Below are 16525 nucleotides of genomic sequence, written 5' to 3'. Positions count from 1 at the left end.
ATAATTAAGGTGCTGTTATATTCTGAACATTGCGCCATTCGGTGTCAGTCCAACATAGGCCATACCTGCTTGATTCATCCAGTGAGGTTGAATGATGCCATGCTGCAAAATCGCATGAATATCTCTATGCGCCCTTTCTATCTTATGCTTTTTATATAGGGAGGCTGTGCCTGCGACTGCGTAAATTTCAGATACCATGTCACGAGCTTCTCTTGCGCCTTCACAAGACGCTGCCCACACATCGGCAAGCTGTATATCAGTAAAGGTGTTCTGCTGCTGTGCCTCTTCCCATAGTACCTCGACACTATGATGCAGTTGGTCGCGTTTTGATGCCAGTATTGTTTTGCTCTTAGCAATGGTAGCCTGTACCGTTGCACGGTCGCGTAAATCTGGACTCTTACCAGATGTTACCCTTTCAAGACACATATCAACCAAGTCATCCATGGCGGCTTTTAATACGCCTAGCGCCATCGCCGCACAGCCAGCAGCATTGATACAACCAATAGGCAGACGACTGTAGGCCGTATCGATAGCTACAGGACTATCAAAGTCAACTGCATAAGCCTCTTTGACAAAAGCGTCTTTGACAACTATATCGTGACTACCTGTGCCATTTAGGCCGCCCACATCCCACGTATCAATGATTTTTACATCTTTTTTAGGAATAAAAAATAGCTTTAAATTTGCACCTGGGCCAAGGGTTGTAGGAGAGCCTTCGGAGATAACGAGACAACGGAGCACAAACCAGTCAGCCAATTGGCATCCAGAGACGAGTGTCCACTGTCCTGATACCATGTAGCCATTATCTACTGTTTGGGCCACACCTTCAGGCCGTGCGGAATTGGCATAAATATGAGAGGGGTCGCTATATACTTCTTTCATACTGGACTCGTCCAAAAATCGACCGAATGTACAGGCCAAATGGTTGTTCCAAACGATCCAAGCAACGGAGGCCTCAGCACTGGCCAACGTCTCATAAGTTTTTAGCGTTTCTATTGGGTTTCCTGCCCATCCTCCTAACGATTTAGGCAGCCCCATTCTAAATAATGCAAATTCTGAAAGTTTATTGACCACTACGGGCGCAATTTTTCTAGCGCTTTCTGTTTCATCTCTGAACATGATTGCTGATGCATAAATCTTGTTTGCTGCATCGGATGGTAGGGTGGTTATCTCTGCTGAGGATATATCATCCATATTGTTCAACCTTATTGTGATGAATAAGACAGTACTTTTTTCTATAGTTGATAAAGTACAAATTTGAGCGATGACAAATGCTTATATAAAGAATAACCAACAGCTGCCCACCATACAACCGTTAATATGAATATATTAAAAATTATATTGTAAAAAATGAATAAATAATAGTCAATGAGGCTAAATTCAGCAATTAAGCTAGAAATCAAGCTGTAAAAATAGGTAGGGGTAAAGAATAGCGAAGAATAAAGCTCGACCAAATATTAAGTGTTAATTCTAAGCCACTTAATATTTGGCCGAGAAGATAAATATTCTATAAAGATAGGTATCCTATAAAAACTGTCTTAAATTAGGCATCACGTTTCGGCGCATCAGGTTGCATCATAGGATCCGCATCTGCAAATGCCTTTAGTGTACGGCAATGAGTATCAATGGCGACGATATTGGGATAAGCGCTCAAATCTACTTTGAAGCGGCGAGCAGAAGAGACTTGCGGAATCAAATAACAATCTGCGAGAGTAGGACTGTCCCCATAGCAGAACTGTCCGCGATTGTTATCCGCCGCCAAACGTGTCTCTAAAGCGGCAAAACCTTCACTGATCCAGCGATTGCACCATGCAATCACATCTTCCTCGTTTACTGACAGCTCATTACGCAGGTACTGCAAAATGCGGCGATTATTAATTGGATGGATGTCGCAACCAATCATGGCACTCAGCGCGCGTACCTGCATACGCCCAGCAGCATCTTTAGGTAATAGTGCGTGCTCAGGGTAGACCTCTTCTAACCACTCCAAGATAGCTGGACTTTGATATAATAATAAATCGTCAGCTTGTAGGACAGGTACTAATCCTTGCGGGTTAATAGCTTTAAAGGCAGACTCTAACTGTTCATCCTGAGCCAGATTGATCGTGATATCATCGTAATCTAAGCCTTTTAGGTTCATAGCGATACGAGTACGGTAAGACGTGCTACTACGAAAGTAGCCATAAAGTGTCATCATGATTCATGTCCTTATATTGATGTGTTTTTATAAAGATAAATATTATGAAGTAGGGGCTGTATCTCAGTGATATTTGATCAAGCAAGCTATTATTGAACAAACCCTTATTGAACAAATCATTAACAAGCAAAATTAAAAAATAACCAAGCACACCAGAATCGAGCAAATCATGCCAGCAGACAAAACCCTTGTAGACAGCTCTATCACCAGTAAAAACCAAAGTGGCGTCCAGTCGCTTGAGATTGGGTTGTCGATTCTAGATGTGCTGATCGACCGCAATGAGCCTATGATGCTAAAGGATATCGCTGAAGCCATGCAAATGCATCCAGCAAAATCCCATCGTTACTTGGTCAGTCTCATCCGCAAAAACTACGCTCGTAAGCTCGATGATGGTCGCTATGGTCTTGGCGATAGAGTCAATGCACTGGCATCACTAGGACATACTGGACTCAACCAAAACAATCTTTTGGCACGTCTCACGCAAGTGGCTACTGAAATCAAAGACACTTTAAATTGCGGTGTACAAATTGCCAAATGGTTTAGTGAAGGCCCTATTATTATTCAGTCCGTTGAGCCAGACAGTCCGATTAGCATCATCACTCGCATCGGCTCACGTATGCCGCTGACGACATCGGCCACAGGGCAGTTATTTGCCAGTTATCAACCTGATGCCGTCATTCAGCCATTGGTCACAGCTGAATGGCATACGAGTAATACCGCCGCAGATATGGCCGAGAAGTGGCAGCACTTTACCCAGCTACAGGCCAAAATTCGTACTCAAGGCTATGCGACAGTGACGGGCGATATGCTTATGGGGATTAACGCCATTACGATTCCTGTTATATTGCCACAGCTTGCCAATAGTGCTACTAAACCATCCACGAGTAGTGAAAAAACTGATAGTGAAGATTTACCGCTAGAATATGCCATCACTATCATTGGAACAACAGAGCAGTTACCGATGAGCGAGCAACATAACGTGGTTAAGCAAATACTGGCGATAGCACAGCGTTATCAAATTGCCTAGCCAGTATGTAGTGCTATAAGCTAGGGCGTGTCTTCAATTCATCCTCTAAACCACACAGGCGCTACTGGCCGCTTTTGCTTTTTCGTATACGTTGTCAGCGTCTAGGCCAGTTGCATTTACTTCATCTAGGTAATGCTGAGAGCCCTCCATTAATGGGCCTCTCCAATCTGGATCATTAAGTGGATCAGGGATATCAATCATAATATCGCCTTTTTCTTTGGCAGCGGCCATTGCTTTGGCATTGCTGACGTCAAATACTTTAGAGATATGCGCTGCCAGCTCTGCGCCAGAATTATCATCAATCACTTTTTTAAGGTCATCAGGCAAACTGTTGTATTTCTCTTTGTTCATGCTAATCACAAAGGTGGAATTATAAAAAGGAATATTAGTGTGCGTATTGATCAGCTCATCAAGGCGAAACGCTTGAATGGGTTGCCAAGTAAAGCTGAGCCCATCAATGACACCGCGCTGCAGAGAGGTATAAGTATCACTGGCAGGCATGCCGACAGGTGCAGCACCAGTGGCCTCGATAATGTGGCTAGCAACCGCAGAAGGTTGGCGAATACGCAGACCTTTCATATCAGCTGGCGTGCGAATCGGTTTATCAACCGTATGAAGCGCGCCTTGTCCAGTCCCTATCAAAGCGAGCAAGTGAGTGTCTTTATACTCATCTTTAAGAACACCGTCATCATATAGCTTATGAAGTATACAGCTCTGCTGCTGTGCGGTATTTGTGATACCTGGCAGCTCTACAATTTGAGTCAAAGGAAATCGTCCTGCTGTATATCCTTGCGCTTGCATACCAATATCCACACTACCTTTCGCCGTAGCGTCATAGGTAGCACCTGGTTTGCTAAGCGTCGCAGAAGGGTAGATCTCAACCTTTAAGCGGCCGTTTGAATCCGTTTCAATTTTCTTTGCCCATGGCTCTAACGCTTCGGTATTTATATTGTCAGTAGCAGTCATAAAATGCGAGAATCGCAATGTCGTCACTTCACCTGCATCTGTAGACGCACCTGCTGCTTGGTCGTTATTGGAGCAGCCAGTCACTGCCATCGTGGCAGCTAGAAGTATTCCTAGCGGGGTTCTTATTTTCATCATAGAATCCTTTCATGATGGTTAGATAGGGTTCGCTATTTATTGCTACCTAGAGTAGGTCGTCAATTAGCTACTTTATAATTAAAGCGATGATTAACTAATCATGTAAAAACGTAGCAAACAGGATTACAGGAGAGTTACTCGCCGACAGGAGCAACTTCGCGTGCTTCAGCCAACTCATCACTATGCAAAAACTGTGTATGTGCAGGAGCACGCTTGGTACGAGACCATTCATCTAACATGTCTTGCTTGATGGCATCTGTAATCATCGAGACTTTATCTTCTGAGGTCGGATCGTCATAGGTCAGCTCTAGACGATGACCATTGGGATCAAAGAAGTAAATCGAGTGAAAGATGCCGTGATTGGTCACGCCAATAACATCGATGCCTGCATTTTCTAAATGTTCTTTGGCAACGATTAGCTCGTCACGGTCCTTAACCTTTAGCGCTAAATGCTGCACCCAGCTTGGGGTATTAGGATCAAAGCCCATCTCAGGTTGGTTGGGTACTTCGAAAAATGCTAAGACATTTCCATTACCAGCGTCCAAAAAGATGTGCATATAGGGGTCAAAGGCTTTGGTCGAAGGCACATGGTCTTCTGCGAATGCCAAGATAAAATCCATGTTTAGATTTTTTTTATACCATTCGACAGTTTCTTTTGCATCTTTGCAGCGGTAAGCCACATGATGAATTTTCTCAATTTGAAAGCTCATATCAATGTCCTTTTGATAAGGCGCGTCACTCATTTGGCTTTATTCACGTAACGATGAGTAGGTGAATGCGTTTGTCTTCCTATCAGCCTGCATGAGAATTTTCACACCTATTTTGCTATTTCTCTATCTATGTTATTTCTTAAATACTATTTATCAAAATCAAAGCTCAATGCTGGTAATACTTTGCCGCGTACTTCACCAAAGCCAACACGGATGCCGTCTTTTTCGCTATAGCCTTTCATGATGACCGTGTCACCATCTTCGATAAAGCTGCGCGTCTCACCGCCTTCAAGCGTGACTGGTTTGGTAGCGTTCCAAGCAATCTCTAGCATTGAGCCATAAGAGTCAGGCGTTGGCCCTGAAATCGTCCCTGAGCCCATCATGTCACCGACTTCAACTTTGCAACCAGTGATGGTGTGGTGGGTAAGCTGCTGTGCCATTGACCAGTACATGTATTTAAAATTGGTCTCGCAAATGACGGTCGCTGTTTCCGCATTTTCAGGCAGTAACTCAACCGATAGATTGATATCAAAGCTGTTGTCGCTCGATTTTTCATTTAAATATGCAAGCGGCTTGGGTTCTTGAGTTGGGCAAGCTGTTTTAAACGGAGCCAATGCATCCATAGTGACAATCCAAGGAGAAATCTCAGAGGCAAAAGTTTTGGCATTAAATGGACCTAATGGCACGTATTCCCATTTTTGGATATCTCGTGCTGACCAATCATTGAGCAACACCATGCCAAAGATATGATCAGCGGCATTATCTACGGCGATTGGCTGACCAATATGATTGCCTTTGCCGACGACAAATGCAGTCTCTAGCTCAAAATCCAAACGCTTACAGGCAGAAAAAATAGGACGGTCATCAGGGTTGGGTTTTAGCTGGCCTGATGGGCGTACGATATCCGTCCCGCTAACGATGACAGTGCTGGCGCGTCCGTTATAACCAACTGGCATTTCAGTCCAGTTAGGCAATAGGGCGTTGTTTGGATCGCGGAACATGGTACCGACGTTGGTCGCGTGCTCTTTAGACGAGTAAAAATCGGTAAAGCCCGGTACTTGCACTGGCAGATGCATGGTGACGTCTGCTTGCTTGAACAGGGCTTTGTTCTGTAAGTCTGCATTGTCACGTAACGTATCATTGTCATTAGATAGCAGTGTCTGAATGGTTGTGCGTGCCTGCGTCCAATTGTCTCGACCAGAATCAATAAAAGCATTTAGAGTGGATTGGTCAAAATACGGACCACCGTCTAAACTTAATAATCCTTCGGCTTCGAGTACAGATAGATCCAGTACATGCTCACCGATGGCAACGCCTGCACGGTGCTTGTTATCATCAGCAGCGTCTTTAGTTTCGCTAAAGATGCCATAAGGAAGATTGTGAATAGAAAAGTCAGAGTCAGTAGCGATATCGATAAAAGAGGTGAGGGTGCTGTCAGTCGTTGACATAGTTTGCTCCTTGCTAATATAAATTACGAATTACGTTATAATTAATTACTTACGTATAATGTAATTTATTGATATATGGATTGCAAGTTTTTTGTGCAATGTCTTTTGTTAAAAGGCTGCCTTAAAAGTTGTTGTTGGTGTTTTAGCTAAACGGTTCTGACTAGATGATTTTAATAAAATAATTTTGACGAAATAATTTTGATTAAATGCTAGGCACAAAAAAAGGCCAAGCAATCGCTCAGCCTTTCTTATCTATGTTTATTTTTTATAAAGTTACATATTGAGTAATATGTTAAGTAACTTGGACTAATTAATCTTTTAAGACGTCTGCCATGGCATTGGCTACATAGTCGATGTTGCTGGTATTTAGACCAGCCACACACATACGTGAGTTAGAAACCATATAGATACCAAACTCGGTCTGTAGGCGTTCGACTTGCTCAGGCGTCAAGCCAGTAAAGCTAAACATACCGTTTTGACGGGTGATGTAATCAAAGTTACGGTTAGGGATTTTGGCTTCTAACACTGACTTTAGCTTTAGGCGCATGGCTTTGATACGGTCGCGCATGGCATAAACTTCGCCAACCCACTGCTCATGTAGGGCTTCATCGTTCATGACGATATCGACCACGCGTCCACCATGTGATGGCGGGCTTGAGTAGATACGGCGTACGGTTGCGTTTAGCTGACCGAATACGCGATCGGTTTCGTCTACGGTTGGGCAGACGACTGATAGGCCGCCGACGCGCTCGCCATATAGCGATAAGTTTTTAGAGAATGAGTTGCTAACAAACAATGGCAAGCCCATCTCAACCGCTTTACGGATAGCGTAAGCGTCGCTGTCCATGTCTTCGCCAAACCCTTGATAAGCGATGTCCATGAATGGAATTAGCTCACGCGCCTTCACGACATTGAGTACAGTATCCCATTGCGCTTGGGTCAAATCCATACCGGTTGGGTTATGACAGCATGGGTGTAGTAAGATGACGTCGTTTTTGTTTAATGTTTCAAAAAACGCAATCATTTCATCAAATTTGATGCTGCTGTTGGCTTTGTCGTAGTACGGGTATTTACCGACTTCTACATCAGAGCCTTCAAAGATAGCAATATGGTTGCCCCATGTTGGATCGCTCACATAGCACTTAGCTTGTGGGAACCAGTCATGAATAAATTCAGCACCAACTTTCAAAGCGCCAGAACCACCGATTGTAGCGATAGTAGCGACCAAGCCGTCTTTTAAAATCTGAGCGTCTTTACCAAATAGTAATTCCTGACAGCCTTTACGGTGGCCTGGTAGACCTGCCATTGGTAGGTATGGACGCGGGGCGATAGGATCAGCAATACGCTCTTCGGCTGTTTTTACACAGTCGAGTACAGGCAATACGCCATTCTCATCATAATAAATACCAATGCCTAAATTGACCTTGTTAGGATTGCTATCTGCTGAGTATTTTTCCATAAGACCTAAGATTGGATCACCAGCGTAATAATCGATACGTTCAAACATGCCATTTCCTTATAAAAATATAAATCGAGCAGCCGAAAATCATAGAGCAAATCGCGGCTGAACTCAACACGAGAGTGGGTTATATGAGGCAATTAATAAAATAAATAGCCAAATAGATTGTTTATCCATCTATCAAGCGCATTTGACATGCTATACGTCATTCGCTAGACGATGAGTCAGAGTGATGTAGGTCGTTATAATGGGTCGTAAAATAGGTTTGCAAGAACTGCTTAAAAGCAATTGTCGCTGGAGACAACGCCCGTGAAGCACGTTGATAGATAAAAAATTGCCGCATTTTGACTGGTTGAGTGAGTGGTCGCATCAGCAGACCATTGGCGCTGACCCAATCAATAACTTCAGGCATATAGGGCAGACACAGCGTGATACCAAAGCCTTGACGTGTCATCTCAAGCGCGGTAGACATAAAGTTTACCTTGTAGCGGGCTTGTTGCACATGAGCGGAGATAGAGTCGTCGAGCTCTGCGGTTACTTGCTCAAGGAACGGGCCTTGTAAGGTAATCAGCGGCGTTTCTAATAAATCTTGCCAAGTAATTTCGTCTCTTTGTGCCAGCGCATGATTGTCTGGCATAACCACGCAAAATGGTAGCTGATACAACAGATCAGCCCCGATATCATCTTCAGTTTCTATAAAACCAAGCTCGGTACCAACGCCTAAATCGACTTCGATATCTTGAATATGCTTAAGTAAATTTTCGGCTGAGCAGTCCAATAGTGAGACGCCGATATTTGGATATTCTTTGGCAAATTGAGCGATGACGGCAGGTAGGGAAGACGCCGCGAACTGTGATACAGCCAAGCGCACCTGACCTTGTGCCAAGCTGGTCAAGCTACTCGCTTCATTTTCAAATAGCTGCATCTCATTCAAGATACGCCGCGCTTGTGGTAGTAGATGCCGTCCTACTGCTGACAGAGACAACTGGCGAGTGGTTCGATCAAACAGCACGATACCGAGACCAGTCTCTAGCTCTTTAATCAATCCACTGACGGCAGATTGAGTTAGATACATCTGTTCACTGGCACGAGTGAAACTGCCGTTGTCAGCGACTTTGATAAATGCGGTCAATTGGCGAATGCTGATATTCATAAGTAAACCTGATAAATAAATCATAAAAAACAATTAGTCTTATAAATAAAGCTAATCTAATATAAATACAACGTCAACAATAAAGATTGATTATTAATCGTTTTATAGACTTTTACTATTAATCGACTTTTACTACTCATCGATTTTCTATTACCAATTGAAATTAAGGATAATTACAATGGCAGATTTATTTGACAACCCAATGGGACTAAATGGATTTGATTTTGTCGAGTTTGCTTCTCCGCAACCTGATGCAGTCGACGCATTGTTTAAGCAGCTTGGTTTTGCCCATGTCGCCAATCACCGTTCAAAAGACGTTGCGCTATACCGCCAAGGCGATATCAACCTTATCCTAAATCGCGAGCCAAAAAGTCAAGCCAGTTACTTCGTTGAAGAGCATGGCGCTGGTGCTTGTAGTATGGGCTTTCGGGTAAAAGATGCCAAAAAAGCATACGAGCGTGCGGTAGAAATGGGCGCGCAGCCAGTAGATGTGCCAACTGGGGTGATGGAGCTTAGGTTGCCTGCTATTAAAGGCATTGGCGGCTCATTAATCTATTTGATTGACCGTTATAAAGATGGCGAATCTATCTATGATGTCGACTTTGAATTCTTTGCAGATATCGACAGAAACCCTGTCGGCTATGGCTTCAAAGTTATCGACCATCTAACGCACAACGTCTATCGTGGACGCATGGCGTACTGGGCAAAATTCTATGAGCGTATCTTTAATTTCCGCGAGATTCGTTACTTTGATATCAAAGGTGAGTACACAGGACTAACCAGTAAAGCCATGACCGCACCTGATGGCAAAATCCGTATTCCACTGAATGAAGAAGCCAAACAGGGTGGTGGTCAAATCGAAGAGTACCTAATGCATTTCAATGGTGAGGGTATTCAGCATATTGCGCTAGCCAGTGATGATTTGTTTGCCAGTATCGATAAGCTAAAAGCGGCTGGTATTCCGCTTATGACCGCTCCAAATGCTGCTTACTATGAAATGCTGAGCGAGCGCTTACCGAACCATGGTGAAAATGTCGCTGACTTACAAACACGCGGTATCTTGTTAGATGGTACAACAGAAGGCGGTGCACCGCGTCTGTTGCTACAGATTTTCTCTGAAACCATTTTGGGTAGCCCAGTATTCTTTGAGTTCATTCAGCGTAAAGGCGATTACGCCGATGGCTTTGGTGAAGGTAACTTTAAAGCGTTGTTTGAATCGATAGAGCGCGACCAAGTACGTCGCGGTACAGTCGGACAACCAGAGACTGAAACCCTATAATATTATCTAACGCTTAGACCACGTTTAATCAACGGACAAGACAAAAGGAGTTTGTGTTGTCCTTAATAGGAGTATTACCTACAAGCACGACAGAAAAGGTAATGCTCTCATTGCGATAAAAGGAATACAGGCATGGAACGCCTATCACAGATAGATTCTCTTAATACTGCCATCGGTACCAATAGCGTTGCTACTAATAAGCAAGGCAACGATGCGTCCAGTTATTCTAACGCAACAAATAAAAAACAGCCGTATATCTCGCATCAGCCAGATAGTCATGGTCATATTCACTATAGTGATGATGAGCATGCGATGTGGCAAGCGCTGCTGGCACGTCAAGCGGAACAAACGCCCAATCGTGCGTGTACTGCATATCTAGAGGGTTTGACTAAGTTAAATTTACCGACGACACATATCCCGCAGTTGCATGATATCGATGAGGTATTGCAAACGACGACAGGTTGGCAGACTGCTGCTGTGCCGGCATTAATCAGCTTTGGAAAATTCTTCAAATTACTGGCCAATAAGTCCTTTCCTGTGGCGACGTTTATTCGTCGATTCGATGATATGGACTATATTGAAGAGCCTGATATTTTTCATGAAATCGTTGGGCATTGTCCGCTATTGACCCATCCTGCGTTTGCAGCCTTTAATGAGACGTATGGCAAGCTTGGTCTTAGCGCGACGAAAGAGGAGCGCTGGTTTTTAGCACGACTGTATTGGTTTACCATCGAGTTTGGCTTGGTTGGCAGTCGCGTAGAAAATCGTAGAATCTATGGCGGCGGTATATTGAGTTCGCCTTCTGAAACGGTTTATGCACTTGATCATACAGCACAAGAGCAATCAAACCTTCAATATACAACACAGCATCAGCCTAAACCGCAACCTGAACATCGAGCGTTTGATTTGCTTGATGTGTTGCGTACGCCTTATCGTATTGATCAGATACAGCCGATCTACTATGTCATTGATGAATTAGATACCTTATTTGATATCGTCAATAGTGACATTATGGGTGTGGTCAAAAAAGCTATGTCGCTTGGACTATTTGAGCCGACCTATCCAGAAAAAACCCGTTAGAAACGTTAATTCAAAATTAAACGTGAAAACCATCACTTTAGCACGGAATATTGAGATAGCAGAAAAGCTATTTCAACATGGATGTACGAGTATTAAAAAAACAGCTATTAAAAACAAACAACTTAAAAGGATTTTATTATGACAGCACTATCACAAAACAGCTGCGAAGCTTGTCGCATTGGCGCACCGAAAGTTGATGAAACCGAAGCAAAAGAATTATTACCGCAAATTCCTGATTGGTCATTAATTGAAGTGGATGGTATTCAGCAGTTGCAGCGTCAGTATAAATTTAAAAACTTCGTCTCAGCAATGGCATTTGCCAATCAACTGGCAGACATCGCTGAAGCAGAAGGGCATCATCCGGGGATATTGGTAGAGTGGGGTAAGGCTACGGTCACTTGGTGGTCGCATAGTATCAAGGGTTTGCATCGCAATGATTTTGTCATGGCAGCTAAGACCGATGACTTAATCGATAAGTAATAGGTTGCTTCACTAGCAAATCACTTTAACCATATTTCTACCATTAAAATTAAAATCAAACCCAATTTAGTGCCAGTATTTACTGGCATTTTAAGGATGTGTCATGCCACCAAAACCCCTCACATTAATCAGTGCCAAGCTCGCCTTTATCATATCCGCCATCGTTATCGGTATCATGGGCATCACCATGATCGGCTTTGGCTGGGTGCCTCATCTGTCTCTTATCTTGGCTATCTGTGTGCTACTGGCTATCGGTATGTATAAAGGACTCAGCTTTGATGACATGCAAGCGCAAATGGCATCAGGTGTCATGCGTGGTATTGGTGCCATCTATTTGTTCTTCTTTATTGGACTGATGGTTGCGGCTTTGATGATGTCAGGAGCGATTCCTACACTCATGTATGTAGGCTTTCAGCTGATCTCACCTGAGTATTACTATATCTCTGCCTTTATCTTGACCTCTATTATCGGTATAGCTTTGGGTAGTAGTCTAACGACTGCAGCGACTTTGGGCGTAGCCTTTATTGGTATGAGTAATGCCTTTGATGCCAATGTGGCGATAGCAGCGGGGGCAGTGGTATCAGGTGCGTTCTTTGGCGATAAGATGTCGCCCTTATCTGATACCTGTACTATTGCTTCCTCTGTAGTGGGTATCGATCTGTTTGAGCATATTCGCAATATGACGTATACAACCGTGCCTGCATGGATACTGACGGCTATCTTGTTTTGGATGTTCTCAGGACAGACGACTAGCGCTGATCTGAGTCAAGTGACCATATTGCAAGGACAGTTAATAGACAGTGGTTTAGTACATGGGTATTCGGTACTGCCATTTGTGATATTAGTCGGATTGGCACTGTTTCGGGTCAATGCAATTTATACAATTATCTGTACGATTGCCGCGGCACTGATCATTACTTATATCCATAGCTCACCAAGCTTTGGTCAATTGGGCGGTTATCTGTTTGCAGGCTATGCCCCTGCTGAGTCATTAGAGCTGGGTGAAGTAGGTGGTATGTTGTCGCGTGGCGGTGTACAGAGTATGTTCTTTACTCAGGCGATTGTGATATTAGCATTAAGCTTAGGTGGTCTGTTAACGGCACTAGGGATTCTGCCAGCACTGCTATCTGGTATTAAGGACACATTGACGACATCAGGACGAGCGATATTTGCGGCAGCGATGTCGGCACTAAGCATCAATGTATTAATCGGTGAGCAGTATTTGAGTATTCTATTATCAGGTACGGCATTTCGGTCGACGTTTGAGCGTCTACATCTACATCCTAAGAATTTGTCGCGGACGATTGAGGATGCGGGGACGGTGATTAATCCATTGGTTCCTTGGAGTGTGTGCGGGGTATTTATAAGTCAGGCGTTAGGGGTACCAGTATTGGACTACTTGCCTTATGCGTTCTTCTGTTATTTGTCATTGCTACTGACGCTGCTATTCGGGTTTACGGGGCTGACGATTAGTCGAGTAAAAGAGGGGAAGGTGGTCGAAGCGTGATTGATAATGATTGATAAAAACAGGAGGGGCTAATCTTAACCCCTCCTGTTTTGTTTCGAAATACGTAATTACTGATCTTCCGTTTGCGCATCCTGACTTTTGACGATTTTATGCTGATCCTCTGTGCTATCGACTTTCCAGTAGCTAGAAACATATAAATGCGTCTTTGGTATCGCGCGCTCAACTTTGAAGTACTGGCGCAGTGCACGCATACTATGGAACTCACACGCTGCCCATACAGCAGGTTGACCATCAAGCCAATTCAATGATTTAACACAGTTCAGTAAGGGGCTATCGTCTGCATTTGGATGCGCATTAATCACCCAATGTATCTCGACGTTCTCTGGTTTTTTGAGCGTCTGACGATCTGCCTCAGTCGTCACCTCAAGTACTGCGTAACCATGAGCATCAGTAGGCAACTGGGCTAAGTTGACCGTAATTGCTGGTAGCGCGGTCATATCACCGACCAATAAAAACCAATCTGCTTCATTGTTGATGAGTTTTTTTGGCCCTGGACCACCTATTAAAATTTGATCCCCGACTTGCGCATTTCGTGCCCATGCCGATGCAGGTCCTTCCGTCTCATGTAAAGCAAAATCAACCTCTATTGCGTCTTCACGTTGCAGGCTCACCGTATAAGTACGCATCAGTGGGCGGCTATCTGCATCTTGAGGGAATATCAGTTTGATATAAGCACTTTCTTGATCGATAGGAAAATCAACCATGCCAGCACCGCCAAGCGTGACACGGCACATATTTGGCGTAATGTATCTAGTGCCAATAACTTCTAGTACTCTTGGAGTAGGTTTTGCCATATTGTGCTTTCCTTCTAACAACGGGTTGGCTTACTAATAGAACCAACCCGCTGCTTGTAAATTTGATTAAAAATTGGCTTTTAGGCTGACTGACATTTGACGTTCAGGTCCCATCCAGCAGTTATTGATGTCGTAACAAGCACCAACATAGGTCTTATCAAATAGATTGTTGATACTAGCACCCACAGCCAGCATAGGGTTTATCTGATAGCTGCCACCAATATCAACCAAGGTCACACTTGGCAGTTCATCTGAGTTTTGTTTATCAATCTGCATACCATCTTCATAGCGAATGCCAGCATTTAGAGTGAGTTTGTCCGTAGCATAGTAGTCTGCCCATAGCGTGGCTTTGTGTTTAGCAGTTTGGGCAGGGGTGTTGCCGACCACTTCAGGATTAATTTCTTCTTCTGTGATCTCAGCATCGGTGTAGCTATAGCTTGCCGAGAGATCTACCCAATCGTTGAGCATACGGCTACCTGATATCTCAAAGCCTTTTGACTCAATTTCACCAGTTTGTGTTTGATCTGTATATTTGACGTAATCTGACACAACGACATTTTTTTGGGCAATATCAAATACCGCAAACGTTCCTTTAGTCGCACGGTCTGGAGACAGATATTTGATACCAGCTTCTAATTGATCGGCAGTGGTCGGTTCAAATGGTTCATCAGTAATGAAGTTGCTACCAACAACTGGTTGAAACGACTGTGAGTAGCTCAAAAACGGTGATAGACCATTATCAAAGTTATAAATAGCAGCAAGACGTCCACTGGTTTCTGACGCGTCATTGTCGATCATTTTTTCGCTAGGGATTACACCTTTCGATGTATCGGTTCGATCAAGGATACTTTTGAATTTGTCATGTCGTAAGCCTGCCACCACTGTCCAGTCTTGCCACGTCATTTCATCTTGCACATAGAGTCCAAGCTGGCTTTGTTCGATATCATCGTATCGACTAAAGGTATCTAATGGTAGAGTATCGGTGCTGATTTGTGAAAAATTTGGATTCGATAAGTCAAGATTTGGTGTGCCATCTGCGCCAGCGTCATAATAAGTTGCGGTACTGTCTGTCTCTTGATACTCAACACCAAACAGTAGGTTATGTGAGGTATTGGCGGTATCAAACTTATAGGCCAGTTGGTTGTCTGTGGTCCAGTTTTTCATGCTTTCATCTGTTGTGTAAGCTATACGGTCTAGAATCGTGTCACTACCCTCTACAAATCCTTCATTGTTATACATATTGCGCTGCTGCGCTTCGGCATCGGTATAGCGCGTGATATGTTTAAACGTTAACTTATCATTGATGTCCCAGTTTACGGTGATGCTTGGCATGAATACTTCTTTGCTAAATTTATTCCATTCATCACCTGCATAAGCATCGCTACCCAATTTGCCATAGCTGGCATTATAGACAGTACCGACAGCAGGTAATGGGGTAGAGGGTATCATGTCGGGATCGTCTTGATAAAACAGATTAGCAAGTACCGAGACATCATCAGTCGCTTGCCATTTAAGCGATGGATTTATCAATAGACGCTCTTCTTCCGTAGTTTGCATTTGGCCATCTTTTTGGCGTTTTAGCGCCACAAACCGATAATCCAAGGTGTCGGTGATTGGGCCAGTGCTATCGATAGCCACTTCTTTTAGGTTTTGATTGCCGAGTCGTAGCTGGACTTCGTTTTCTTGAGTGCTTTTAGGTGTTTTGGCTATTTGATTGACCATACCGCCGGGTGATGCATAGCCATACAACGAAGATGCCGAACCTTTCACCACCTCGACCGCTTCAGTTGCATAGATATCTACTTGGGGCATCAGGTTATATACACCATCATAAGGCAATCTTAGACCATCATAAAAATTGGAATAGGTCTTAAACCCACGAATATTGTACTCATCAAAGATAGATACCGTACCGCGGCTCTCAGCGCTGACACCAGGCTCATATCGTAGAGCAGCATTGATACTATCTGCCTGACGCTTTTGCAACAGGTCTTGATCGATTCTGGTATAACTCATTGGCGCGTCGTTTGGGTCCAATGCAGTTTTGGTGCCAGTACTACGATAGCCATCTGAGTAGACAGTAATAGCATCTAAGGTGGCTGATGGTGTAGCAGCCTCATCGTTTTCAGTATTGTTTGTCGTCTCTACAGCGTAAGCGGCGTGACTCATACCCATGATCAGGCCAATTTGTACTGCTGTGGTGAGATATTTTTTGCGAATGACGTTAGTGGTTAGATGAGACCGCATCAGATTTCCTCTTGGACTAAAA

14 protein-coding genes are annotated in these 16525 nt (G+C 43.8%); 5 read left to right on the top strand and 9 right to left on the bottom strand.

What is annotated here, in order from left to right; genetic code table 11:
- Nucleotides 1–15: 15 nt before the first annotated feature.
- Both JMX96_RS00300 and maiA read right to left on the bottom strand, forming a co-directional pair.
- Complete coding sequence (locus JMX96_RS00300) at nt 16–1194, bottom strand: hypothetical protein (protein WP_201566528.1); 1179 nt, start codon at nt 1192–1194, stop codon at nt 16–18.
- A gap of 349 nt (nt 1195–1543) precedes the next feature.
- Nucleotides 1544–2194, bottom strand: coding sequence for a maleylacetoacetate isomerase (gene maiA / locus JMX96_RS00295; RefSeq protein WP_201567210.1), 651 nt, complete (start codon nt 2192–2194; stop codon nt 1544–1546).
- A 172-nt stretch (nt 2195–2366) separates the two neighbouring features.
- Here maiA and JMX96_RS00290 point away from each other — a divergent pair, with 172 nt between their 5' ends.
- The gene (locus JMX96_RS00290) at nt 2367–3224 is read left to right on the top strand and encodes an IclR family transcriptional regulator (RefSeq protein WP_201566526.1); all 858 of its coding nucleotides are present in this window, start codon (nt 2367–2369) and stop codon (nt 3222–3224) included.
- Between the two features lie 45 nt (nt 3225–3269).
- Here the strand turns inward: JMX96_RS00290 and JMX96_RS00285 are convergent, their stop codons facing one another.
- The 5 genes from JMX96_RS00285 to JMX96_RS00265 all read right to left on the bottom strand — a co-directional run bounded on the left by JMX96_RS00285 (nt 3270) and on the right by JMX96_RS00265 (nt 9095).
- Nucleotides 3270–4322, bottom strand: a complete 1053-nt coding sequence (locus JMX96_RS00285) for a TRAP transporter substrate-binding protein (RefSeq protein WP_201567208.1) — start codon at nt 4320–4322, stop codon at nt 3270–3272.
- A gap of 137 nt (nt 4323–4459) precedes the next feature.
- Nucleotides 4460–5035, bottom strand: a complete 576-nt coding sequence (locus JMX96_RS00280; protein WP_201566525.1) for a VOC family protein — start codon at nt 5033–5035, stop codon at nt 4460–4462.
- A gap of 146 nt (nt 5036–5181) precedes the next feature.
- Nucleotides 5182–6483, bottom strand: coding sequence for a fumarylacetoacetase (gene fahA, locus JMX96_RS00275; RefSeq protein WP_201566524.1), 1302 nt, complete (start codon nt 6481–6483; stop codon nt 5182–5184).
- A 310-nt stretch (nt 6484–6793) separates the two neighbouring features.
- Nucleotides 6794–7990, bottom strand: a complete 1197-nt coding sequence (locus JMX96_RS00270; protein ID WP_114701101.1) for an aromatic amino acid transaminase — start codon at nt 7988–7990, stop codon at nt 6794–6796.
- A gap of 157 nt (nt 7991–8147) precedes the next feature.
- Nucleotides 8148–9095: a LysR family transcriptional regulator gene (locus tag JMX96_RS00265; protein ID WP_201566523.1), complete on the bottom strand. Its 948-nt coding sequence runs from the start codon at nt 9093–9095 to the stop codon at nt 8148–8150.
- Between the two features lie 178 nt (nt 9096–9273).
- Here JMX96_RS00265 and hppD point away from each other — a divergent pair, with 178 nt between their 5' ends.
- The 4 genes from hppD (at nt 9274) to JMX96_RS00245 (ending at nt 13441) form a co-directional block, all read left to right on the top strand.
- Nucleotides 9274–10374, top strand: a complete 1101-nt coding sequence (gene hppD / locus JMX96_RS00260; protein WP_057759888.1) for a 4-hydroxyphenylpyruvate dioxygenase — start codon at nt 9274–9276, stop codon at nt 10372–10374.
- Between the two features lie 132 nt (nt 10375–10506).
- The gene (gene phhA / locus JMX96_RS00255; protein ID WP_201566522.1) at nt 10507–11454 is read left to right on the top strand and encodes a phenylalanine 4-monooxygenase; all 948 of its coding nucleotides are present in this window, start codon (nt 10507–10509) and stop codon (nt 11452–11454) included.
- A gap of 138 nt (nt 11455–11592) precedes the next feature.
- Nucleotides 11593–11934 (top strand): 4a-hydroxytetrahydrobiopterin dehydratase, encoded by a 342-nt coding sequence (locus tag JMX96_RS00250; RefSeq protein WP_201566521.1) that lies wholly within the window; start codon nt 11593–11595, stop codon nt 11932–11934.
- Between the two features lie 103 nt (nt 11935–12037).
- Nucleotides 12038–13441 (top strand): Na+/H+ antiporter NhaC family protein, encoded by a 1404-nt coding sequence (locus tag JMX96_RS00245; protein ID WP_201566520.1) that lies wholly within the window; start codon nt 12038–12040, stop codon nt 13439–13441.
- 68 nt (nt 13442–13509) lie between these two features.
- On the opposite strand, the gene JMX96_RS00240 is transcribed toward JMX96_RS00245, so the two are convergent.
- Nucleotides 13510–14256, bottom strand: a complete 747-nt coding sequence (locus tag JMX96_RS00240; protein ID WP_201566519.1) for a siderophore-interacting protein — start codon at nt 14254–14256, stop codon at nt 13510–13512.
- 66 nt (nt 14257–14322) lie between these two features.
- Nucleotides 14323–16503 (bottom strand): TonB-dependent siderophore receptor, encoded by a 2181-nt coding sequence (locus JMX96_RS00235; protein ID WP_201566517.1) that lies wholly within the window; start codon nt 16501–16503, stop codon nt 14323–14325.
- Nucleotides 16504–16525 lie beyond the last annotated feature (22 nt).

This window comes from Psychrobacter sp. JCM 18900, assembly GCF_904846625.1.
Classification (GTDB): Bacteria; Pseudomonadota; Gammaproteobacteria; order Pseudomonadales; family Moraxellaceae; genus Psychrobacter.
This window is presented reverse-complemented; position numbering and strand designations above follow the sequence as displayed.